Source organism: Telmatobacter bradus (assembly GCF_048629425.1).
GTDB classification, from domain to species: Bacteria; Acidobacteriota; Terriglobia; order Terriglobales; family Acidobacteriaceae; genus Telmatobacter; species Telmatobacter bradus.
This window is the reverse complement of record NZ_CP184532.1, coordinates 4,562,542-4,582,972: the sequence shown is the minus strand read 5'-3', so window position 1 is coordinate 4,582,972 and position 20,431 is coordinate 4,562,542. Positions and strand designations below refer to the sequence as shown.

Annotated in this window: 14 protein-coding genes; 9 read left to right on the top strand and 5 right to left on the bottom strand. The window is 57.6% G+C overall.

The window, feature by feature from the left end; all coding sequences use genetic code 11:
- The first annotated feature begins 2 nt into the window (after nt 1-2).
- Nucleotides 3-317 carry a hypothetical protein gene (locus ACOBR2_RS19010; protein WP_420237662.1) on the top strand — a complete coding sequence of 105 codons (315 nt, stop codon included), beginning with the start codon at nt 3-5 and terminating at the stop codon, nt 315-317.
- Between the two features lie 10 nt (nt 318-327).
- Here ACOBR2_RS19010 and mobF read toward each other — a convergent pair whose 3' ends face one another.
- Nucleotides 328-3,060, bottom strand: coding sequence for a MobF family relaxase (gene mobF / locus ACOBR2_RS19005; protein WP_420237661.1), 2,733 nt, complete (start codon nt 3,058-3,060; stop codon nt 328-330).
- A 441-nt stretch (nt 3,061-3,501) separates the two neighbouring features.
- On the opposite strand from mobF, the gene ACOBR2_RS19000 reads away from it, so the two are divergent.
- The 4 genes from ACOBR2_RS19000 to ACOBR2_RS18985 all read left to right on the top strand — a co-directional run bounded on the left by ACOBR2_RS19000 (nt 3,502) and on the right by ACOBR2_RS18985 (nt 10,327).
- Complete coding sequence (locus tag ACOBR2_RS19000; RefSeq protein WP_420236361.1) at nt 3,502-5,214, top strand: ATP-binding protein; 1,713 nt, start codon at nt 3,502-3,504, stop codon at nt 5,212-5,214.
- Nucleotides 5,215-5,231: 17 nt separating this feature from the next.
- Complete coding sequence (locus ACOBR2_RS18995; protein WP_420236362.1) at nt 5,232-5,900, top strand: response regulator transcription factor; 669 nt, start codon at nt 5,232-5,234, stop codon at nt 5,898-5,900.
- A 452-nt stretch (nt 5,901-6,352) separates the two neighbouring features.
- Nucleotides 6,353-9,709: a putative Ig domain-containing protein gene (locus tag ACOBR2_RS18990; RefSeq protein WP_420237660.1), complete on the top strand. Its 3,357-nt coding sequence runs from the start codon at nt 6,353-6,355 to the stop codon at nt 9,707-9,709.
- 18 nt (nt 9,710-9,727) lie between these two features.
- Entirely contained in the window at nt 9,728-10,327 is a 600-nt protein-coding gene (locus tag ACOBR2_RS18985) for a hypothetical protein (RefSeq protein WP_420236364.1), read from the top strand.
- A gap of 201 nt (nt 10,328-10,528) precedes the next feature.
- Here ACOBR2_RS18985 and ACOBR2_RS18980 read toward each other — a convergent pair whose 3' ends face one another.
- The 3 genes from ACOBR2_RS18980 to ACOBR2_RS18970 are packed head-to-tail and all read right to left on the bottom strand — an operon-like array spanning nt 10,529 to nt 12,506.
- Entirely contained in the window at nt 10,529-11,377 is an 849-nt protein-coding gene (locus tag ACOBR2_RS18980) for a hypothetical protein (RefSeq protein WP_420237659.1), read from the bottom strand.
- Nucleotides 11,374-12,099, bottom strand: coding sequence for a hypothetical protein (locus ACOBR2_RS18975; protein ID WP_420237658.1), 726 nt, complete (start codon nt 12,097-12,099; stop codon nt 11,374-11,376). The genes ACOBR2_RS18980 and ACOBR2_RS18975 overlap by 4 nt, the downstream gene beginning before the upstream one ends.
- Nucleotides 12,096-12,506: a hypothetical protein gene (locus tag ACOBR2_RS18970; RefSeq protein ID WP_420237657.1), complete on the bottom strand. Its 411-nt coding sequence runs from the start codon at nt 12,504-12,506 to the stop codon at nt 12,096-12,098. The genes ACOBR2_RS18975 and ACOBR2_RS18970 overlap by 4 nt, the downstream gene beginning before the upstream one ends.
- Before the next feature lie 966 nt (nt 12,507-13,472).
- Between ACOBR2_RS18970 and ACOBR2_RS18965 the strand changes: the two genes are divergently transcribed.
- A complete protein-coding gene (locus ACOBR2_RS18965; RefSeq protein WP_420237656.1) occupies nt 13,473-15,242 on the top strand; it encodes an inorganic phosphate transporter in 1,770 nt (589 codons plus the stop codon).
- A 204-nt stretch (nt 15,243-15,446) separates the two neighbouring features.
- Entirely contained in the window at nt 15,447-17,069 is a 1,623-nt protein-coding gene (locus ACOBR2_RS18960; RefSeq protein ID WP_420237655.1) for an inorganic phosphate transporter, read from the top strand.
- Between the two features lie 105 nt (nt 17,070-17,174).
- On the opposite strand, the gene ACOBR2_RS18955 is transcribed toward ACOBR2_RS18960, so the two are convergent.
- The gene (locus tag ACOBR2_RS18955; RefSeq protein WP_420237654.1) at nt 17,175-18,692 is read right to left on the bottom strand and encodes a hypothetical protein; all 1,518 of its coding nucleotides are present in this window, start codon (nt 18,690-18,692) and stop codon (nt 17,175-17,177) included.
- A 60-nt stretch (nt 18,693-18,752) separates the two neighbouring features.
- Here ACOBR2_RS18955 and ACOBR2_RS18950 point away from each other — a divergent pair, with 60 nt between their 5' ends.
- Nucleotides 18,753-19,082, top strand: a complete 330-nt coding sequence (locus tag ACOBR2_RS18950) for a hypothetical protein (RefSeq protein WP_420237653.1) — start codon at nt 18,753-18,755, stop codon at nt 19,080-19,082.
- 61 nt (nt 19,083-19,143) lie between these two features.
- The gene (locus tag ACOBR2_RS18945; protein ID WP_420237652.1) at nt 19,144-20,361 is read left to right on the top strand and encodes a YgfZ/GcvT domain-containing protein; all 1,218 of its coding nucleotides are present in this window, start codon (nt 19,144-19,146) and stop codon (nt 20,359-20,361) included.
- Nucleotides 20,362-20,431 lie beyond the last annotated feature (70 nt).

The window sequence follows — 20,431 nt, the reverse complement described above, 5'->3', positions numbered from 1 at the left end:
GTATGCCCGCAAGCCAAAAGAAAGTTGTCGTGAACAAATTTCCGCTCCGGCTCATGCCCTCTGTGCGTAGGGTTGCGGAAGATTTTTCGCTGAAGGAAGGTGTCTCGCTCAACCAGTTCATCAATGTCGCCGTGGCGGAAAAACTCGCTCATCTTCAGCATGAGGATTGGCTGGCACGCCGTCCCAAAGCAACGCCAGCATTGATTGCAAAAGCGCTGGAGATTCTTGACCGGCCAACGCGCCATGCGCCAGAGGAAACGGACAAACTTCCGAAGGGAGATGTCTCCGTTCGCCGCAAAGCCGCAAGCGGGCGATAATTGTGGAAAGTCACAAGCTTATGCCTAACTCGTGGCCGATACTGATTTCATGGAGCGGTGTTGGTGGTTCGATGCTCTGTATAGGCAATTGAGCGAGGCCGTGTTCCGGCGCGGGATGAACTTGAGCTTGCTCTCTTGCCAGTTCAGTCGCAGACGGCCGCGCCGCAGAGATGCCGAGCGATTCGCGTAATCCATCTACATCAGAAGTGATGATCGTAATTTCATCGCGGCCACGTGACGCGGCGACGTAGAACTGTTCCTGCTTCATCGTATCGCCGGAGAGAATCACCGCATCGACGGTCTTGCCTTGGCTGCGATGTGCGGTAATCGTATAGCCGTGGTCGAATTCACGATAGTTTGCGGGAAGCATCCGGCCATCTTCAAGTTGAATGCGGCCACCGTCAACACTGCGCACCTTCACTAGTTCGCCGTTTGTGGCGCGGAAATCCGCCTCGCGGCGATTGCCTGTCAGCAATAGTTTGTCGCCGGAAGCAATTTCAATCTGGCTGCACTCGTGCACAGAGAAGGAACGCGCCTGTGTTGGACTCACCATGCGTTCCACGCCTTGCAGGTCTCTGGCAACGATGTGCGACTTGTCCGCATACTCAACTGTGAGCGTTTCATGCCGGGCAACCCCATGCGAAGAGCGATGAAACAACAGGACCTGCCCTTCCTGATAGTTCGACAGGTCTTTCTTTTGCGCTTCGGTCCATTGCAGCGGTGAATAGCGTTCAAAAGCCGTGCCGCGTTCCAGTTCGCCGTGCTGTTTCCTATCCTCGCGGATTGCGTGCGTGATTCTGCCAATCTCTTCATGAGTACCGGCAACAACGAGCACCTTGCGGTTTGAATCAGTCGCAAGTTCCCGGTAAGCCGATGCCACGGCCTGTGCTCGTTCCAGATATGGAACCTCGCGAACGGCACCGAGTTTCTCCAGCTTTTCAAACCACTGCTCTGGCGATTGCCTCAACGTCTGGATTGCATCCCTATACTCTGGCTGTGTCTGCCGTTGTACGCCAGTCAACGAAATACTCTTCATCTGCGATTCCCGCTCCAGAATGCGGAGAGCGTCCGACGCCTCTACACTCTGAATTTGCCGTGTATCCCCAGAAAACAGAATCCGCGCTTGTTCGCGCTCTGCCGGCTTGAGCACACCTTCCATCTGGCGACCTGAGACCATGCCTGCCTCATCGACGATCAGCACTTTGCCTCGCAGCGAGGATTGCGTCGTGCTGTCCTCCAGTAGGCGCGAAATCGTCATGGCATCGTGGAAGCCGACCTTCCGCAACTCTTCTACCGCGCTGCGAGTAGGAGCGACAACCACCACCTCTCTACCTGCATCGCGCAAGCCACGGTCGATTTCACCTAACGTGGCAGTCTTGCCGGTTCCCGCCGCGCCGCGCAGATTGATGGCCAAGTCACATGAATCGAGAACCTGATAAACAGCTCGTTGCTGTTCTTCGCGAAGACGCTCGGAAGGGTGAAGTTCGTGCTGTCCGCCCAGGCGATCAAAGCGCCCGACGCCACCATCTACTGTCGTAATCATGCGCTGTTCTCGTTCAAGGCTTTCGCGTGTGGCGAGATTGTTCCCGGCGCGGATAAGTGTACCCTGCGACTGCTCCAGTTCCAGCGCGCCGCGTAATTGACCAGGGCCAATCAGCCCACGCCCATGGCGCAGAGCCTCAGTCATCAATTCGTGGTCACGTACAACGGAGTTGCGTTCAAAGAGATGCTCTTTGGCATATTGAAGAGATTCCGATGCCTGTGAGAATTCGTGATGAATGCGCGGATTCTGCTCCAGAGAACTCGCATGGAGATGTCGCAGCGTCTGTCTTTCCTCTGGAGCAAGGCGCGATTGCTGCTGCTCTCTGACCTTTTCGGTTGCGATTTCCGTCAATTTTTCCGCACGGGTTTCACGCACCAGCACGGCAACTTCGTTATCTGTTGGCTTGCGGCCACGCGCTGTTGTGAACTGCTCGATAGCGGCGTCTCGCTGCGCGCTCCGCACGCTGTATTTTACGAGTAATTCGTTCGAAACACCGCGAATCTCGAATCCATAGTCTCTGCCTTTGGAATCGCGGTGCGGTTCGATTTCGTATCCCAGGCCGCGCACCTCACACGCCAGCGCATTTCGGTAGACCTCGGTGAGGTACGCCCGGCGCCCATACAAACTCGATGCCTGGAGCGCCTTCCAGCGGCCTTCTGCGCCGTCATAGGTGAGGTTGGCGGCTACAGCGTGGGTATGCAGTTGCGGATCAAGTTTGCGGCTGGTGTCGTGGCGGTACGACGCAACTACCAAATTTGCCGTCGTTCGATTTTCGTTTGCGCCGTTCAAGCGAACGCGTGTGGCAGCATGGCCCTCAGTCTCCGCAAGTGCTTCTCGGACAGCCTTGTCATGGGCCGCAATCAGACGCTCATCCCTGCCGACTAGGGCCTGAATAGAAACCGACTTCGGCGCGGAAAAGGTCAGATCGTACAGTGACCTCCCCTTGCTTTGCTCGCTGCCGTCTTCTTTCGCGCGGTCTGCACTGTGCCGCGGGCGGAGGAACTCGCCGGTTTCCGGATTCAGACCCTCCCGAATTGCTTCGAAATGCTCCTGAGTCACTTCGCCGCGCAATCCAAGCAATTCGGCGCCACGACCATACCACGCGCCTTGAACCCGGCGATGCTCATCGTAGTAATCGCTTTGTTCGAGATGCCGCTGGGCATACCCGGCACCGCCCGACATGGCCCGTATCGTCAGCATAAACTGACGCTAACGCTGTTCGAATTTGCAATGCAACAGCTTTTGCGTTTTTGCCGTCCTGATTGTCGCGTCAGTGCAGTAGCCAACAGAAGCCAGTTCCGCACCCGGTCTGCCCGTATTGCAATCCATGCGCCCTGAATCTGCAAGCGTCATTTTGGCTGAGTCCGGCGAAGAGCGTTCTCGCTGTACTCGTTTTGAAGATAGACATCATCCCTAAGCCTCACGGCTTAGAAATTCTGCTGAATTCCATCAATATCGAACGGAATTCGGATAATGCCGAACCGCGTTCGAGAAAACTCGACGATCGTTCGAAGTGTGTTCGAGTACTTCGTGAGGAGGACTGAAAACATTGCCAAGGAATTATGGTCTTTTATGTCTGTTTCTGGTTGCGAGCGGCAGGGCATAAGCAAGGCGCGAAATATAGAATAGTCGCAAGTGCCCATGCCATCCTATCCGATCTCTCCCAGTGCGATTTCCCTCTGGCTTTCGTTGGGGGTCGTCGCCATTCTCGAAGGACTCTCCATTCATACCTGGCAGTATCGCAAGGAGCAGGGTGCGCTTTGGCAGGTGTGGTTGCAGGCGAGTAAAGGTCTCTGGTTGCTCGTTCTGGTTCTGGGCAGTCGCAGTGCATTGATTGAGGAGAAGATTCTTTGCCTTCAGATCGGCACGGCACTATCCTTTTCTGTTTGCTATCTATGGTTTCGTTTTATAGCCAATCTCAGCGGCTATGACCGAAGAATATCGGCGTTGAGGTGGCGCACGATACAGTGCGGTGCAGGAATTCTTTTTCTGCTGATCGTCGTTTGCGCATGGCGTGGATGGCTTTGGAACTCTCTGCGCATAACGGACGGGATCTTTCATTCGCCCCGTTCCTTGCTTGGCAATAGTATTAGCCTGCCTATCTATGCGCTGAATGTCTTTACCCTTTGGATCAACACCCGCTGGGCTCTGCGCAATGCGGGACTCAGGCGGCGTCAGGCCTGGATGTTTCTGGTTCCCAGCATCTTTACCTGGTCCGGGCAGCTTGTTTCTCGATTGCGAGGTCTCGACAGTATCGCCCCGTGCGCAATAGGTTTTTGTCTCTCCGGCTTGATTACCCTCTGGGCCTTTCATCGCTGGCGGCTTTATAGCATTCTCCCTCTGGCCAGGGAAGTTGTGGTTGAGGGAATGGTAGATGGCCTGTTGGTCATCGACGACGAGGGATACATCGTCGCATTGAATGCTCCGACCAGAATCATCTTTGCCGGCACGACTGTATCCGTAGGCAAGACCATCGTGGATGCCCAGCAGGCATGGCCGGAGATGGCTTGTCGTGATGACTCCGCTTCTATCTGGGAGGCTCAACGCCGACAAGGCGACGCGGTTCTCTTCTACCTGGTAACGCAAACCCCGTTGCGGACTCCAGCGGGCCATGTGCTGGGCCGGGTGCTGGTCTTCAAAGATATTACACACGAAAAGCAGCAACACGCGCACATCGTTGAACAGGAGAAGGCGCTCTCGACGCAGGAAGAGCGCACGCGATTGGGCCGAGAACTGCACGATGGGCCGGGCCAGCTCTGGAGTTATCTCTTCATGCAGATGCAAGCCGCTCGCAACTCTGTCGTCAAAGACGATAGGCCGCAAGCGATGCAGCGCCTGGATCGACTGATCGAAGTGGTCCAGGAGATGCACGTTGGTCTGCGCGAATCCATCACCGGGCTACAGACGGGCATATCCCGTGAGCAAGGACTGTTGCCTGCGCTGGAAGAACAGCTTCGCTGGTATCGCGAACATTGCGATCTTGAGGCTGAGTTGGTGGTACGTTACGAGTGGCAAGCGGAAATGCTTTCACCCGGCGTCGAAGTGCAATTGCTGTGCATTCTGCAGGAGGCTCTGGTCAATGTGAGGAAATCGGCTCACGCCAACCATGTGCAGGTGGTGATCGAGAGGGAAGGGGACGAACTCAAGATCCTGGTAGAAGACGATGGATGCGGATTTGACCCGGGGCAATTGGGTCAGCAAACCGGGCATCATGGCTTCCAGATCATGCGGGAGCGGGCGGCGGAGATCGGTGCGCGGCTTCAGTGCGATTCCCGTTCTCAGGGTGGGACCAGAGTCACCGTGAAGCTGCCCCTCTCAATATGTGCGCCATTCCGAGGAGAGGCACTATCCTAAAGGAGAGGACTCCGACCATGAAGGTGTTGTTGGCCGATGACAACGCTCTCTTTCTCGAAGGGCTGCAGGACCTGCTGGAGGACAACGGCATTGTTGTTCTGGGCACGGCGAACAATGCGCAGGAGGCGGTCGCCCAGGCCATCTTTCTGACGCCCGATGTCGTGCTGATGGACATTCAGATGCCGGGCAAAAGCGGTATTGCGGCAACACGGGCCATCAAGAGCAAGTTGCCCGGCATGAAGATCGTCATGATGACCGTTTCGCAGAATGAAACGCATCTCTTCGAGGCTATAGCCGCCGGAGCCAGCGGCTATCTGCTCAAAAGTATGCCGCAGAAGGATTTTGTGGAGGCGCTGGCGGGCATGGCGCGGGGCGAATCGCCTTTTTCGCCCGGGCTGGCAGCCAAAATCCTGGCCGAGTTTGCCCACCGTGAGCAGCAGCGCAAAGCCCGCCAGCGCAAGGCCGCGCCTAAAGTTCCTGCTTTGAGCGAGCGGCAGATGCAGATTCTTCATATGGTCGCCCAGGGCCGCCCGTATAAAGAGGTCGCCTTCGATTTGGGACTGGCTGAGGCCACCATCAAGTACCACATGGGCGAGATCGCCGACCTTCTCCACTTGGAAAATCGTGCCCAGGCGATCGCTTACGCCAGCAAGCTGCACGTGGCTCCCGATTCCCTCCTGGACTGAACTCCTATAGATCCGGTCCGTAAATACTGTGTTCACCCCAGTGCATTGTGTGCCCCATCCTTTCTGTCATCCTGAGCGAGCGAAGCGAGTCGAAGGATCTGCTTCTTGTTCAGTTAGCGAAAGGGTGGGATCCCAGTAGCACTATTTAAGGGCCGGATCAATAGCTGCATATTTATTTTCGAAGACTAGACCAAAGTATAGGACTTTTGTGCTGCTTTTTATCTAACTTATAGATAAATAATGGGTTATTTTAGGGCCATGATCGGGCTCTCCAGCACGACTCTCGATGATCTCCGGACATGGCTATCGCTGTGCCCGCAATGGCTTGCCCCTGAACGGGCCTGCTCCAGAGGGATTTCGGGCGGCGATGCAACCGGAGATGCTCCGACCGGTGCGAGAGAACCGCATGTATGCCCTGTGTTGTGCCGCAAGAAATCGAAAGAAGGATGACTATGATCGACCGCCGCTGGCTGCTACATTTGACGCCGTTTCGCACCATAATCCGCAGGATTCTCGCTCATTTATGCCCCGGTTTCGGCTGGCTGAGGCTTCCGGCGCGGCGGGTTGCCGTATTGGGAATGCTGGCTGTCCTCTCTCTGCTGACCGCGCTTGGCGCGCAGGCGCAGACGGCGAGCAATGGGATGCTCCTCCTGGGCAGCGGATTTTATTTTCCGGGAGGCGCTGCGGTGGACGCTAGCGGCAATGTCTTTGTCGCGGACACCGGCAACAGTGTGGTGAAGGAGATCGTCGCGACCAACGGTGTGGTCTCGTCTTCTTCCACGGTCATCACCGTCGGCAGTGGATTCGCCTCTCCGGGAGGCGTTGCGGTGGACGCCAGCGGCAATGTCTTTGTCGCGGACACCGGCAACAATGCGGTGAAGGAGATCGTCGCGACCAACGGCGCGGTCTCGTCCAGTTCGACAGTCATCACCCTGAGCACTCAGTTCGCATTCTACTCTCCGAGAGGCGTCGCGGTGGACGCCAGCGGCAATGTCTTTGTCGCCGATAACGGCAATGATCATGTGGAAGAGATTGTGGCGACCAGCGGCGCGGTCTCGTCCAGTTCGACAGTCAACGTTCTGAGCACGACATTCGTGTTCGGCTATCCGACAGGCGTGGCTGTGGACACGAGCGGCAATGTCTTCGTTGCGGATAACTCGAGCGGTTTGGTGCGAAAAATCGTGGCGATCAGCGGTTTGGTTTCGCCCTCTTCCTCGGTCATCACGGTGGGCAGTGGGTTCTCAGTTCCAGCAGGCGTGGCGGTGGATGCCGGCGGCAATGTCTTTGTCATGGACTACAGCAATGCAAAGTTATACGAGATTGTTGCGGCCGATTCCTCGGTCAAAACCGTGGCCAGCGGGTTCACCTCTCCGAGAGGCGTGGCAGTAGATGCCAACGGAAATGTCTTCGCTGCGGACACCGGCGGTGGTGTAGTGGAGGAGTTTCTGCTAGGGACGATGAATTTTGGCGCGGTGAGTGTGGGAAGCGCGAGCGCCACGGCGCAGATTCCATTTACCTTCACATCTTCAGGAATGCCCAGCGGGTGGAATGTCCTGACCCAGGGTGCCAGCGGCAAAGACTTCACGGCAGTGAGTGCCAGCACTACCTGCTCGACCTCGACCACCTACTCTTCGGGGGATTCCTGCGTGATCGCGGTGCACTTCAACCCGCTTCACCCCGGCCTGCGCATGGGTGTGGTACAACTGCTCGATTCAAGCGGCGGCGTCATCGCCAGCACGCATCTCAGGGGCATTGGGTCAGGACCGCAGGTTGTCTTCCCCAGCACCAGCAGCTCGACGATCAGCACGCTAGCCAGTAGTTTCAACCTCCCCTATGGCGTGGCGGTGGACGGCAGCGGCAACGTCTTCGTCGCTGATAAGGGTGGTAAGGCGGTGTATGAGATCGCAGCGGTCAATGGCGCGGTTACCAGCTCCTCGACGGTGACCACCGTGGGCAGCGGATTCGTTTTTCCCTATGGCGTGGCGGTGGACGCCGGCGGCAATCTCTTCGTCACAGATCTGGGAAATGTTTTGGTGAAGGAGATCGTAGCGGTCAAGGGCGTGGTCTCTAGCGCTTCAACGATCAATGCCGTGGGCAGCGGATTTAGCTCTCCCACAGGCGTGGCGGTAGACGGCAGCGGCAACGTATTTGTTGTTGATGTCGTCAGTGATAGTGCCGCTACAAATACGGCGAAAAAGATCGATCTGGCCGATCCGCCCAGCCTGAGCTTTGCCACCACTTCCTCCGGCGCGACCAGCAGCGACAGTCCGCAGACCGTTACCGTGGCCAACGACGGCAACGCGGACCTGACCTTCCCGGTACCTTCGACGGGCACGAATGCCAGCCTCTCCACGGGCTACACGCTGGCGAGCACAAGCACCTGCCCGCAGGTGAGCACATCAGGCAGTGCTGTCACGCTGGCCGAGGGTGCGAGCTGCACCTATGACGTCGAGTTCACCCCGACAAGCACACAGTCGGGCACGGTCTCCGGCTCGCTGGTGATGACCGACGACGCGCTCAACGTCAGCGCGACCACGCAGACCATCAGCCTGAGTGGCTCGGCGGTGGAGATCACGCTTTCGCCGACGAGTACCTCGAGTCCGACGAGTCTGACGAACGGTACGGTCGGCAGCGCTTATAGCGTGACCTTCTCCGCTTCCGGCGGAACGTCGCCATACACATATTCCACCACCTCCACTCTGCCGGCCGGGCTCAGCCTGAGCTCCGCGGGAGTGCTGAGTGGCAGGCCCACCACGGCAGGAACGAATAGCTTTGCGATTACCGCGACCGATAGCAACAGTTACTACGGAAGCTGGAGTTACAAGCTGGTGGTCCTGGATTCGCCGACCATTTCCGCATGGCCGATGGCAAGTGCAATCACCTACGGCCAGACGCTAGTTTCTTCCACGCTGAGCGGCGGCACGGCTTCCGTCGCGGGTAGCTTCGCATGGACCACGCCAACAACAGCGCCCGCCCTGGGAACGGCCTCGCAAAGTGTGACCTTCACGCCGACCGAAACGACGAATTACAGCACAGTCGCCGGGTCGGTCAGCGTTACAGTCGCGCAGGCCACGCCGACAGTTTCCGCATGGCCGATGGCAAGCGCCATCACCTACGGCCAGACGCTAGCTTCTTCCACGCTGAGCGGCGGAACGGCTTCCGTCGCTGGCAGCTTCGCTTTCACCACGCCAACCACTGCGCCCGCAGTGGGAACGGCCTCGCAAAGCGTGACCTTCACGCCGACCGATACGACCGATTACAGCACTGTCACCGGGACGGTCAGCGTTACGGTGAATGACGCCTCGACCGCGCAGGACTTCACGCTTACAACTCCGACCACGACCACGCAGACGGTGGTTCCGGGCAGCGCGGTCAGTTACAGCTTTTCTATCTCTCCCAATAGCGGCAGCTATGCGGGCACGGTAACCTTCACGGCCAGCGGACTGCCCACGGGCGCGACGGTGGCCTTCTCGCCTGCGACGATTTCGGCCACTGCTGGCGCGCAGACGGTGACCATGACCATTCAGACGGCAGCGGCGACGGCGCAATTGACCGAGTCTGGACGCAAGCTGGCTCCGCTGGTCTTGGCGCTGTTGTTGTTCCCGCTGCTTGGCGCAAAGAAGATGCGGCGACAGGGACGCTACTGGCTCTGCTTCGTGATTTTGCTGGGCGGCATCGCGGCTTCAGCCGCGTTGACCGGATGCGGCGGCAGTTACTTTGCGCATTCGGCCAAGGATTACACGGTGACAGTGACCGCGACCGGAGGCGGCCTGCAGCACAGCTTCACCGTTACGCTCAACGTGCAGTAAACGAGAAGGAGAGATTCAATGCACAGATTTATCAGTGGGGTGCTCCTCTTCGGAGTGATGACAGCAACCGCATCGGCGGCGCAAAATGCACCGCGTGAGAAGAAAGACACAACTGCGCCTACAAATTATCTGGAGGTCGCGATCACATACGATGCTCTGCACGGAAATGAGACTGCGGGCAATGGCTTCTGGTTGCAGGGAGGCGGTATGCAAGTGGAAGGATATTTTTCGCATGGGTTTGGCGTGGTGGCCGATCTGGCCGGAGAGCACACCGGCAATATGCATGGCTCCGGCGTGGGGCTGGATATGGTAACGATGACTTTCGGCCCGCGCTATACCTGGCAGCACGCACGTCATCGCCATTCTGAGCTTTACGGGCAAGCACTGGTTGGGCAGGCAAATGGCTTCAACAGCGTCTTTCCCAATGCCAGCGGAGCAACTTCGAGCGCCAGCAGCCTGACGCAAAAAGTTGGAGGCGGTGTGAATTACGCACTCTCACGCCGATTGGCCGTGCGTGTATTTGAGGCCGATTGGCTACGGACACAGCTCCCTAACTCGACTACTTGCGTACAGAACAACCTGCACCTGGACGCAGGTCTTGTTCTGCGCTTCTACTGATGCGTCTTGCATTCGTAGATGCTCAGGTTGAATGGTTATGCCTGACGTGGCTTGGATACCTCATTTTGCTTGTATCAAGGTGAGACTGTCACTTCATAGACTGTCAACGCATGAAGGACATTTTGAAATATGCGAGGGAAAACTGAGGGCCTATCGCTGATAGCTTGGAAATGCTTACCGCAATCGATAGCCCCCAGGCTCTCAGTGCCGGTTTCTTGCATCCATCTGTAAGTGGTGCGGACTCTTTGGACCGCTGACCGGCACGGCATCTTGTTGTGGTGCTGGAGCCGGGACGGTTTGTCCAGGCGTCGGTATACCGGTCGACACGGGAACCGCATCCCGGCAGCCCTGTATCTCGCTTCCTCCAAACAGCCCGACTAATATCGCCGCTCCGGCAACCAGCGGAATCCAGATGCGGAGAAGATCGCATTTCCATTCATGCAAGAGGGCATCTATCGTCTTCGCCCGGCTCTCCAGGGAATACTCTAGTCGATTGTTGGCATTCTCCACCTGAGCGACAACACCACCATGCGAATTCGACAGATTGTGCAACGCCGTCGTGAGTTCCTTTTGTGAACTTGTTATGACAGCGCTGGTGGCCTGCAGGCCCTTCACGGTCTCGGATATGCCCGATTGAATAAAGTGTTGGCGTAGGCTTTCGCCGAGCATTTTTGCAATCTGCTCAGGATCAAGGCTGGCCTTGATTCCTCTGGGAAGATCAGAAATCCGCGCCTCCAGTTCGCGGACATAGCCAAGCATCTTCTGTTGCGCCTCATCTGAGAATTGTCGATGAAGTTCGAGCAACTCCTGAAAGCGTTCGCGCTCGTCGGCAATATCCTTTGGCGTGTGGCGTGTGAGCAGCGCCAGAATTCCCATCGCTTCGAGAATGCGCAGCATTTCATCGTCAGGGCTGAGCGTCCGGGTATGCGCGAGCACGCGATAATATGCGGTCTGCAATTCTTCAGGGGCAAGGCGGGCGAGAGAGTCGAACAGCGTCGGCTCTCCCTCCGGAACAACTGCGAGCTTGGATGGAATGGGAGCTGCGCTCATGGCAAGAACACCTGCCTTGCACGGTCGAATTCAGAGAAGAGCCGCCGTCTATAGCTCTGGGCGCGCATAACGAGAGAGGCCCTCTTCAACTCATCTACGTCGGCCTTGCGGTCTGCAACTTGTCCCAATTGGATTCCATGTTGCCGGACAGGGTTTTCAAGTTCCGCAAGCCGAAACTCCATCTGCAAGATTTCCGGAGTGAATGCTTCGCGGAAGCGATTTGCCTGTTCAGTGGACCTCCAGTATGTGAAGTCTGCCAAGGCGCTTGTAGCGTTTTCGACGATGACATATTCCACCCGATCCTGAAGGCGGCTTGCCCAGGCAAGGACGCTTTCAACGCTCGCCGGGTCCGGCGTGACCACACCGACTGCCGTAAAGCGGACGCCAGTTGCAGCGACATCTTCGTACATCGACTCGAACCAATCGGCAGCCACCTGTCCGGCACCGGCCCCCATATCAGCAAGAATGATGGGTGTACCCGCGTCGAGATGATCGACGAAGGCATCGAGACCCGCAGGCGTGTGAATGTTGACCTTGGTCACAGTGCCATTGAAGAAGTGTTTGAGAGAGCCCCGCGCCTTATTCTCAGTATCGAGATCGAGCAGCGTAACAGGAATCTCGTTCAATGCGAACCACTCGGCCAAGGAGACTATGACGCCAGTTTTGCCGACGCCTCCTTTGCCACCCATGGTAAAGACAACACGCTTTGAAAATGCCGTCATTGCTCACCTCCGTTAACTCTCAGTGTCAGAGGTTCGTTCTCTCGGAAGACGAAGCGGGTAGGCTTTGGATTCCGTACCGTCGGCTTTGCCTTGAGGGCGGCAACGCGGTCGAGCGCCGGTGACTCTGCCACTGCGAGTTCCAGCGGCGGCAATTCAAATTGTGTTCGCTTGCGATGCTTGGCCCGAACCTTGACAAAGGAATGGAGAGTGCTCGGCGCAACGTATAGGCCGAGCCGTTCTTGAAACAGTTGGGCTACTTCGCGATAGGTTCGCCCGCCCCGCCGCAGTTCGCGGATCAGATCGCGATGTGGTTCCAGCTTCGAGCGGTATGGTTTGGGAGGCAAATTGGCAAAATCGGCGAGGGGCTGATTGCCTTCCAGATGGGTGGAGGGTTGTTGAAGAATCATGACTGATCCTCTGAGGCGACAGCAGCGGTCGCGCTCGGCTGACGGCAGAGCGACACGTCGTTGGGTGCTCGTTGGGGCCGTCGTCAGACGTGTTCCCAATCGGTTCCCAATGGCAATGGGGTCCGATTGGCAGATCGTTGGGCACTCGTCGGCAATCCGCCAAACAAGTCCCCATACGGTCCCCAATAAGCTGTTCCAGCCGTTCCCAGGGGTATCTCAGGGTTACCACTCGTTCCCTGTTTTCCGTAACTTACCAAAATTTTGAGTCGATCATAACCCAAAGGTCGTAGGTTCAAATCCTACCCCCGCAACCAAAGGCCACTGGCCGATTTGGAAAACATAGATGAAACGTAAGGGCGCCTTCGGTGCCCGTTTTGTTTTTTGCCACCTTTTTCTTGCAACGCCCTTCTTCCTTTACCTACCTCTACCTAATTGATGAGAGCTGTATGAATCGGCTGCGATTCGGTGAGAGTCTGCGGGTGGTTTCTCTGCCGCAACTGGAGAGTCGCTTGAACGATGGACTGGCCAGAATGCGGAATCGCAGGCCAAGGCAGGCTGCGGGAGGGAACGAATTCATTCCTAATGTGAGGTTTAGAGTCGAAAGGTAGGGATATTTCCGGCCGGGGATGGCTGGAATCCTTTATCAGAACGTTATTTCTGTTATGTGAAAAGATGGTTAATAGCCCTTGAAATGGTGCATCCACGCGGCCTTCCTGCTCGATCTTCCATCGCTTCCGATGTAAAATTAGTTGTATCCGAGTCGCAGATTTTGTGTGGCTCCTACACGCAATCGCTGCTTAAATGCGTTTGCAGGGGTTTTATGGACGCCTTCTTAACCGGCTCTTCACAGATCATTTCTGATCGAACCCTCTCCTATTTTCCAAATCAAAGCAATCCCGTTGTTGAGTTGCAACGCTGGAGGACCAGGCGTATCCGGAATTTCTCCGGTCGCGTTGGTAATTTCTGATGGCTGATCTCGCAACGGCAGTCGATGTTCTGCCTGCCGGCAAATCCCTCCTCGATAGCAGGGTGAATTCCTCTACCAGCCGCACGGGCATGGTCGCATTTATGGCGGCGGTGCTGGGTGGTATTGGCTATATCTGTTTTCATGTGGCCAAGGATTTGGACCATACCGCCCTGCCCAGCATCTGGCCGTATCTTCTGCTGGCTCTGGCGCTTCTGATTGCCCTCGGTTTCGAGTTTGTGAACGGGTTTCACGACACGGCCAACGCCGTGGCAACCGTGATCTATACCCACTCGCTGGAGCCGCACATTGCGGTGGTCTTTTCCGGCCTGTTCAACCTGCTGGGCGTTCTGCTTTCCACGGGTACGGTGGCCTATGCCATCATCACGTTGCTGCCCGTTGAGCTGATCTTGCAGGTCAGTTCCGGGGCGGGCTTTTCGATGGTGTTCGCGCTGCTGATTGCCGCCATTTTGTGGAATCTGGCCACCTGGTACATGGGGTTGCCGGCTTCCAGCTCGCACACCATGGTGGGATCCATTATGGGTGTGGGCCTGGCCAACCAGCTGCTGAACGGACGCACAGGCACTAGCGGCGTGGACTGGGAGCAGGGAGCCAAAGTTCTGAAAGCACTAGTGGTTTCTCCTGTTGTTGGCTTCTGCTTTGCGGCCCTGCTGCTGCTCTTCTCCAAAGCTTCGGTGCACTCCGGTTGGCGTCGTCTGACGGCTTGCCTGGCACTGGCATTGGGTTCGGGCACGTTGGCTTGGTCGCTTTCGGCGAGTTCGTTTGTGATTGCCGTAGTGGCCGTTCTGGCTTTTGGCGCTACTTGGCTTGTGGGTCTGTGGCTTGCCAACTATCCGGCCATCTTCCAGGCGCCGCGTGGCCAGGAGCCGCCGCCGTTGCCCATCCGCCTGCTGATGATTTTGACCTGTGGCGGCGTGAGCTATGCGCACGGTTCCAATGACGGCCAGAAGGGTATGGGCCTGATCATGCTGATTCTGATCGGCACGGTTCCCACGGCCTACGCGCTGAACCATGCGGTGACGGCCAGCGATGTGCAGAGTTTTCTGGTGGCCAGCGAACAGGTCGGACAGATTCTTGACCGGCATGTGGATGCGAAGGGTGTTCTGGGCTCCGATCCGCGCTCCGAGGTGACCGACTACATTCGCACCAAGCAGTTGCAGCCGGATACGATTCTGGCTTTGCGCGAGCTGGTGCGGGACGTGGACCACGAGGTTTCTCTCTACGGTGCCTACAAGCGGGTTCCGGCGCAGGATCAGACCAACGTACGCAACGATATGTATGTGGCCTCTGAAGCGTTGCGCCTGATGGAAAAGAGCCACAATCCGGCCTTTACTCCGGTTGAGACCGGGGTGCTGAAGGACTACGGTGCCAAGCTCGACAAGTCCACCAAGTTCATTCCCGACTGGGTGAAGGTGGCTGTGGCTTTGGCGCTGGGTCTGGGTACGATGGTGGGCTGGAAGCGCATTGTGGTGACGGTGGGCGAGAAGATCGGCAAGGAGAACCTGACCTATGCGCAGGGTGTGAGCGCTGGCCTGGTGGCCATGTCTACCATTCTGGCGGCGGACCGCTTCGGCCTGCCGGTTTCTACCACGCATGTGCTCAGCTCGGGCGTGGCCGGAACGATGGCCGCCGATGGTAGTGGCATCCGCTTCAGCACGGTGCGTAACATCGTCACTGGCTGGGTGCTGACGTTGCCGGCAGCGGCACTGCTCAGCGGCCTGCTTTACTGGCTCTTCCATTCGCTGTCATAAAGCGCGGCAGCAATCAAAGCCTTAGAAAGCCCACCCTCTAGCGGGGTGGGCTTTTTGTTTTCACCTTCAAAATATGAACAATTCATCCTCTATTCGCATTCTTTCCACCTGCCGTTCATCGTCAGGGACTATCCCTTGCAGTGTCTGGAAAAGATACATCCGGGGGCGCTCCGGACATATTTTGCACGGGAACGGGAGTCGTATATGGCCGATCTGGCAACAGTAGTGGAGAGCCCAGTTGATACTGGGTCGTTCCTTGACCAAAAGATGAAGAAGTCACCGGCGTGGATCAGCGGTGTAGTGATGGGAACAGCGCTGCTGGGCAGCCTGGGCTACATTGGATTTCACATTGCCGAGGATCTGGGCTCAACGACGGTGGGCAGCATCTGGCCCTTCCTGCTGTTGGGGTTGGCCCTTTTTATCGCTCTTGGCTTTGAGTTTGTCAACGGCTTTCACGACACGGCAAATGCAGTAGCTACAGTTATTTATACGCATTCGCTCGATCCCAACATTGCCGTGGTCTGGTCGGGATTGTGCAATCTGGCGGGAGTGCTGGTCAGCACCGGCACGGTGGCCTTCAGCATCATCACCCTGCTGCCAGTGGAACTGATTTTGCAGGTGAGCTCTGGTGCGGGCTTTGCCATGGTTTTTGCCCTGCTGATTGCCGCCATTGTCTGGAATCTGAGCACATGGTGGTTTGGCTTGCCGGCCTCCAGTTCGCACACCATGGTGGGTTCCATCATTGGCGTGGGCATTGCCAACCAGCTGATGAATGTGCACGGTGGCACCTCGGGTGTGGACTGGGAGCAGGCCACCAAGGTCTTCCGTGTGCTGCTGATTTCGCCGGTGGTGGGCTTCTGCTGCGCGGCTCTGTTGATGCTGCTTTCCAAGTCGCTTATCAAGTACCCGGCACTGTTTGAAGCGCCCAAGGGCAATACGCCTCCGCCATGGCCGATTCGTCTGCTGCTGGTGCTTACCTGCACGGGCGTCAGCTACTCGCATGGTTCCAATGACGGCCAGAAGGGCATGGGCCTGATCATGCTGATTCTGATAGGCACGGTTCCCACAGCCTACGCGCTGAACCACGCGGTTTCAGCCAAGGATGTGCAGGACTTTATCGCCGCCAGCGAGCAGGCGGGACGGATTCTGGATCGTCATGTGGACCCGAGTGGCGTGCTGGGCTCGGATCCGCGGGCGGAGGTCACGGACTACATTCGTACCAAGGAAATCAAGCCAGCCACGGTGCTGGCGCTGCGTGAGCTGGTGACCAACCTGAATCACGAAGTGGCTCTCTACAAGGAATTCAAGGCGGTGCCTGCCAACCAGCAGACCAACGTACGCAACGATATGTACGTGGCCAGCGAGGCTATCCGCATCATGCAGAAGAACAAGCAACCGGCTTTTACGGCGGAAGAAAACGCCGCTCTGGCCAACTACAAGGGCAAGGTCGACCGGGCTACCAAATTCATTCCGGCCTGGGTCAAAGTGGCCGTGGCGCTGGCGCTGGGCCTGGGAACCATGGTGGGCTGGAAGCGCATTGTGGTGACGGTGGGCGAAAAGATTGGCAAAGAGCATCTGACCTACGCCCAGGGCGCATGTGCTGAGCTGGTGGCCATGGTGACGATTTCGGCGGCCGACAACTTCGGCCTGCCGGTTTCAACTACCCATGTACTCAGCTCGGGCGTGGCCGGCACCATGGCGGCCAACAAGAGCGGTTTGCAGTTTGCCACCATCCGCAACATTGCCGCGGCATGGGTCTTTACGCTTCCGGCAGCGGCACTGCTTTCGGGTAGCCTGTTCTGGATGATGCGCCAGTTCGCACACTGAGGATTCCGCACATAAAAGTACATTCGTGCTTCCCCACCCTAGCCGTTAAAACAAAGACATGGCTAGGGTGGGGTACCCGATTTGCTACAAAATCAAAGGGCCAAATCAATAGAGGCTGTTTTTTGTTTTCTGCTCAGCATCGGCTACGGCTTTGAGCATGCCGCAGTTGGCAAATAGATGGACAAGGTCGGTCGTCAGCGATTTTTCTTCCTGCGGAGCGCTCTGCGCCATGCGGATTTCTCCCGTTGCCTGAGCCTCGATGAGCAACTCTGCCAGCTTGCGTCCCAACTCCAGCGAGAAGCTTTCCGCAATGAAGACATGGGTTCCGCGCGTCACAATCAGCACGGGGCCCTCATTCGTTGAAAACAGCATCTGCTCGCCGTTCGGATCGGCCTGCGCGTCCACGGGCTGTTCTTTGACCGAGGAATACTTGCGCGTCAGATTGTCGGCGTAGAGCTGGGCAAAGGCCTGGGCCGTCGCCTCGTTGCGCCAATTGGCCAGATAAAAGAAGGCGAGCGACGCCGTGGAGGCCTGCTCGGCCGGGGTCTTTGCGCTGCGCAGTTGGCCTGCCCAGTAGAGTCCGCCATTCCAGGCTGGCGTCAGCTTCTGCGTGGCTTTGTCGCCGCCCAGCAGCTTGGTCAGAATATGCACATCGAGCTGGCCCATCTGGCCAATGTCGTAGGGCGCATAGGTCTTGTCCAGCAGCGGATGAATGTCGGGCAGCATCGGCATGGCGGGCGCATGGCGCTGCTCGAATTCGTGAGGATTCAGAATCTCCCAGCTGGACGAAGGCGGATGGTCGAGCATGCCGGCAAAGGCGGCTTTCTGGCCCTTCTCCATCCATACGTCCTGCTCAAAGCTCAGGCCCTCGCGATAGGGGAAGAGCATGGACTCGCTGAGCAATAGCGGAGCCCGCGCCATCACCGGCGAATCCTCATCGGAACCCATCTGCGTTTGCAACAGTTCCACGACTTCCGGGTCGTCCACAAGATTTTTGCCCATCGGCTTGAGCATGTAATCGGTCATGACGGCGGTGGCTTGGCCCTCGGTGACGGCCTCGCGCGCCGTATCCATTTCGTCGCGGCTCAGGTGGTCCAGGTCAGCCAGCGCGGAGGTGGAAACATCGTCCGGCGTCTGGTCGCTCCACTTTTCCAGATCCACGTGCTGGTCCTGCAGCGCATGGGTCAGTTCGTGCGCCATCACGGGCTTCTGCTCGTCCATATCCACCCAGTCCAGCAGGTTCACTGTTTTGGTGGAGGTGTCGTAAAAGGCTTCGATCTGCTCCTTCAGCAGCGCCAGAAGAAACGGCTTGAGCTGGAAGTCGCGATCCAGCAGGCCGAACTTCTTGAGCAGAATTTCATCGTGCTGCATGCGCTGGGCGCTCTGGTCCTCGTCGAACTTCTGCTTCAGGTAGCTTTCCACCTCATTGCGCGTGATCAGCCGCCGCTTTACCGGGCTTTTTATCTCCAGCCCCGTCTCTTTCGACGAGAATCCGATCAGCTCATCGACCAGTGCAAAGAGTTGTTTGGCCTGCTGGGGCGTTATTTTTTTTTGTTGGCCGGAGGGTTTCTGGTTGGACTGCTTGGGCGTGGAATTGGCCAAGGAGTCTTGCGCCCAGGCCATTGTTCCAGCCAGTACAAACGCCAGTACGGTGACAGAGAACCGGAAAATGAGTCCGGGCCGTTGAGTGGTCCTCAAACTTCTTTTTTGCAACGTAATCATCCGTTCTCCATCTCTGCCGGGATATGCGGCGGCGGGATTGCCCGCTCTTCTTTTTGGACGCAGCACGCCAGGGAAGTTCGTACGGAAGTGCGCGTTTGCTGCCCGTACGGGCAGAAAAAACCTGCATCTTTGCTATTTTCCGTCTCCTGGCTTAACTTTGCGGAACTTTTCCTGGCGGTGCGGGTCTTTTCAGACTGTGCTATCCATCTTCCCCACATGGGAGAAGGTTTCCTGTGGGGTAACTACAGGAGTGCGGGAAGGGCTGCTTCGGCCTTCAAAGCACGGCTATAATCATGAAGCGGTTGGCGGCCCTCGGGGTCTGCCGGCTCGCGAAGATTGCAGAAGGCTCCCCATGACACAGAGCGATCTCTCCACTCCGATTTTGGCAACCCCGCTGGCGGGGCTGCTTGCCCAGGCGCGCAATCAACCGGAACTCGTTGAATATCGCGGCGTTCTTACCCCGCGCAGCCTGAACCCCCTTGAAACTGAAATTGAGGCGCTGGCGCATGGCGCGGCGCTCTACGATCTAGGCTGGAAGCGGCGCATTGCCGTACGCGGTGAAGACCGCTTCCGCTGGCTTTCGGGCATGGTCACCAATACGGTAAACGACCTGTTCCCCAACACCGGGGCATGGAACTTTGTGCTGAACGCCCAGGGACACATCCTTGGCGATGTGACCGTCTGGCGCGGCGAGGAAGAACAGTCGGCCCACGAACGCAATCCCCACTCCGGCCAGAAGATCTGCTGCGAAGGTGAGAATCCTGTTCTGGGCACGCCCTTCGCTGGCGAGTCCGGCCTGGAGCTGGTGATCGACGCTCAGCAGTCCCAGAAGTTGCTCGACCACTTGAATCACTTCATCATCATGGATGATGTGGAACTGGCCCCGCTCAGCGAAGAGGCCAACGGCAAGAGTGCTCCGGAAACCGTACTTGGCCTGACCGGGCCCCACGCCTCTGATGTGCTGGAGCGTCTGGGCCTGCCCAGTTTTGCCCATCCCATGAAGGGTGTACGGGTGGAGTGGAATGGCATTGAGCTGCGCATCGTCCGCACCCATGGCGTGCTTACCGCTCACTACGAGTTCTGGGTTCCGGCCAGCAGTTTGCACAAGTTTTGGCAGTACCTGACCACGGCGGGTGCAACTCCGGTGGGCAGCGCCGCCATCGAGCGTTTCCGCATTGCAGAAGGCATTCCCGCCTATGGCATTGATATTCAGGAGCGCGATCTGCCCCAGGAAACTTCGCAGACCCGTGCCCTGCACTTTAACAAGGGCTGCTACCAGGGGCAGGAGATCGTCGAGCGCATTCACGCGCGCGGCCAGGTCCGCCGCCACCTGCGTTCCATTGAGCTGAGTGGTGCCGTGCCCACGGCTGGAACCTCGCTTACGCTGGATGGCGGAGCCGAGGCTGGCCGCATCACCAGCGTGGCTGAGCTGCCGCTTGCCTCCGGCCTGCGTAAGTTCGCCCTGGCTGTGCTGAGTGCCGAGGCTGAAACCGGCGACCGCGTGCTGCACTACAAGGTGGGCGAAGACGAAGGTTCGGCCCGCATTCTGGCCACGCCGCCCACGCTCTGAAAAGAGATGCCCGTCCGGAAGCTGCCCCACGCGGCTTCCGCCAGACTTAATCCAGACTTACTATGGAAAA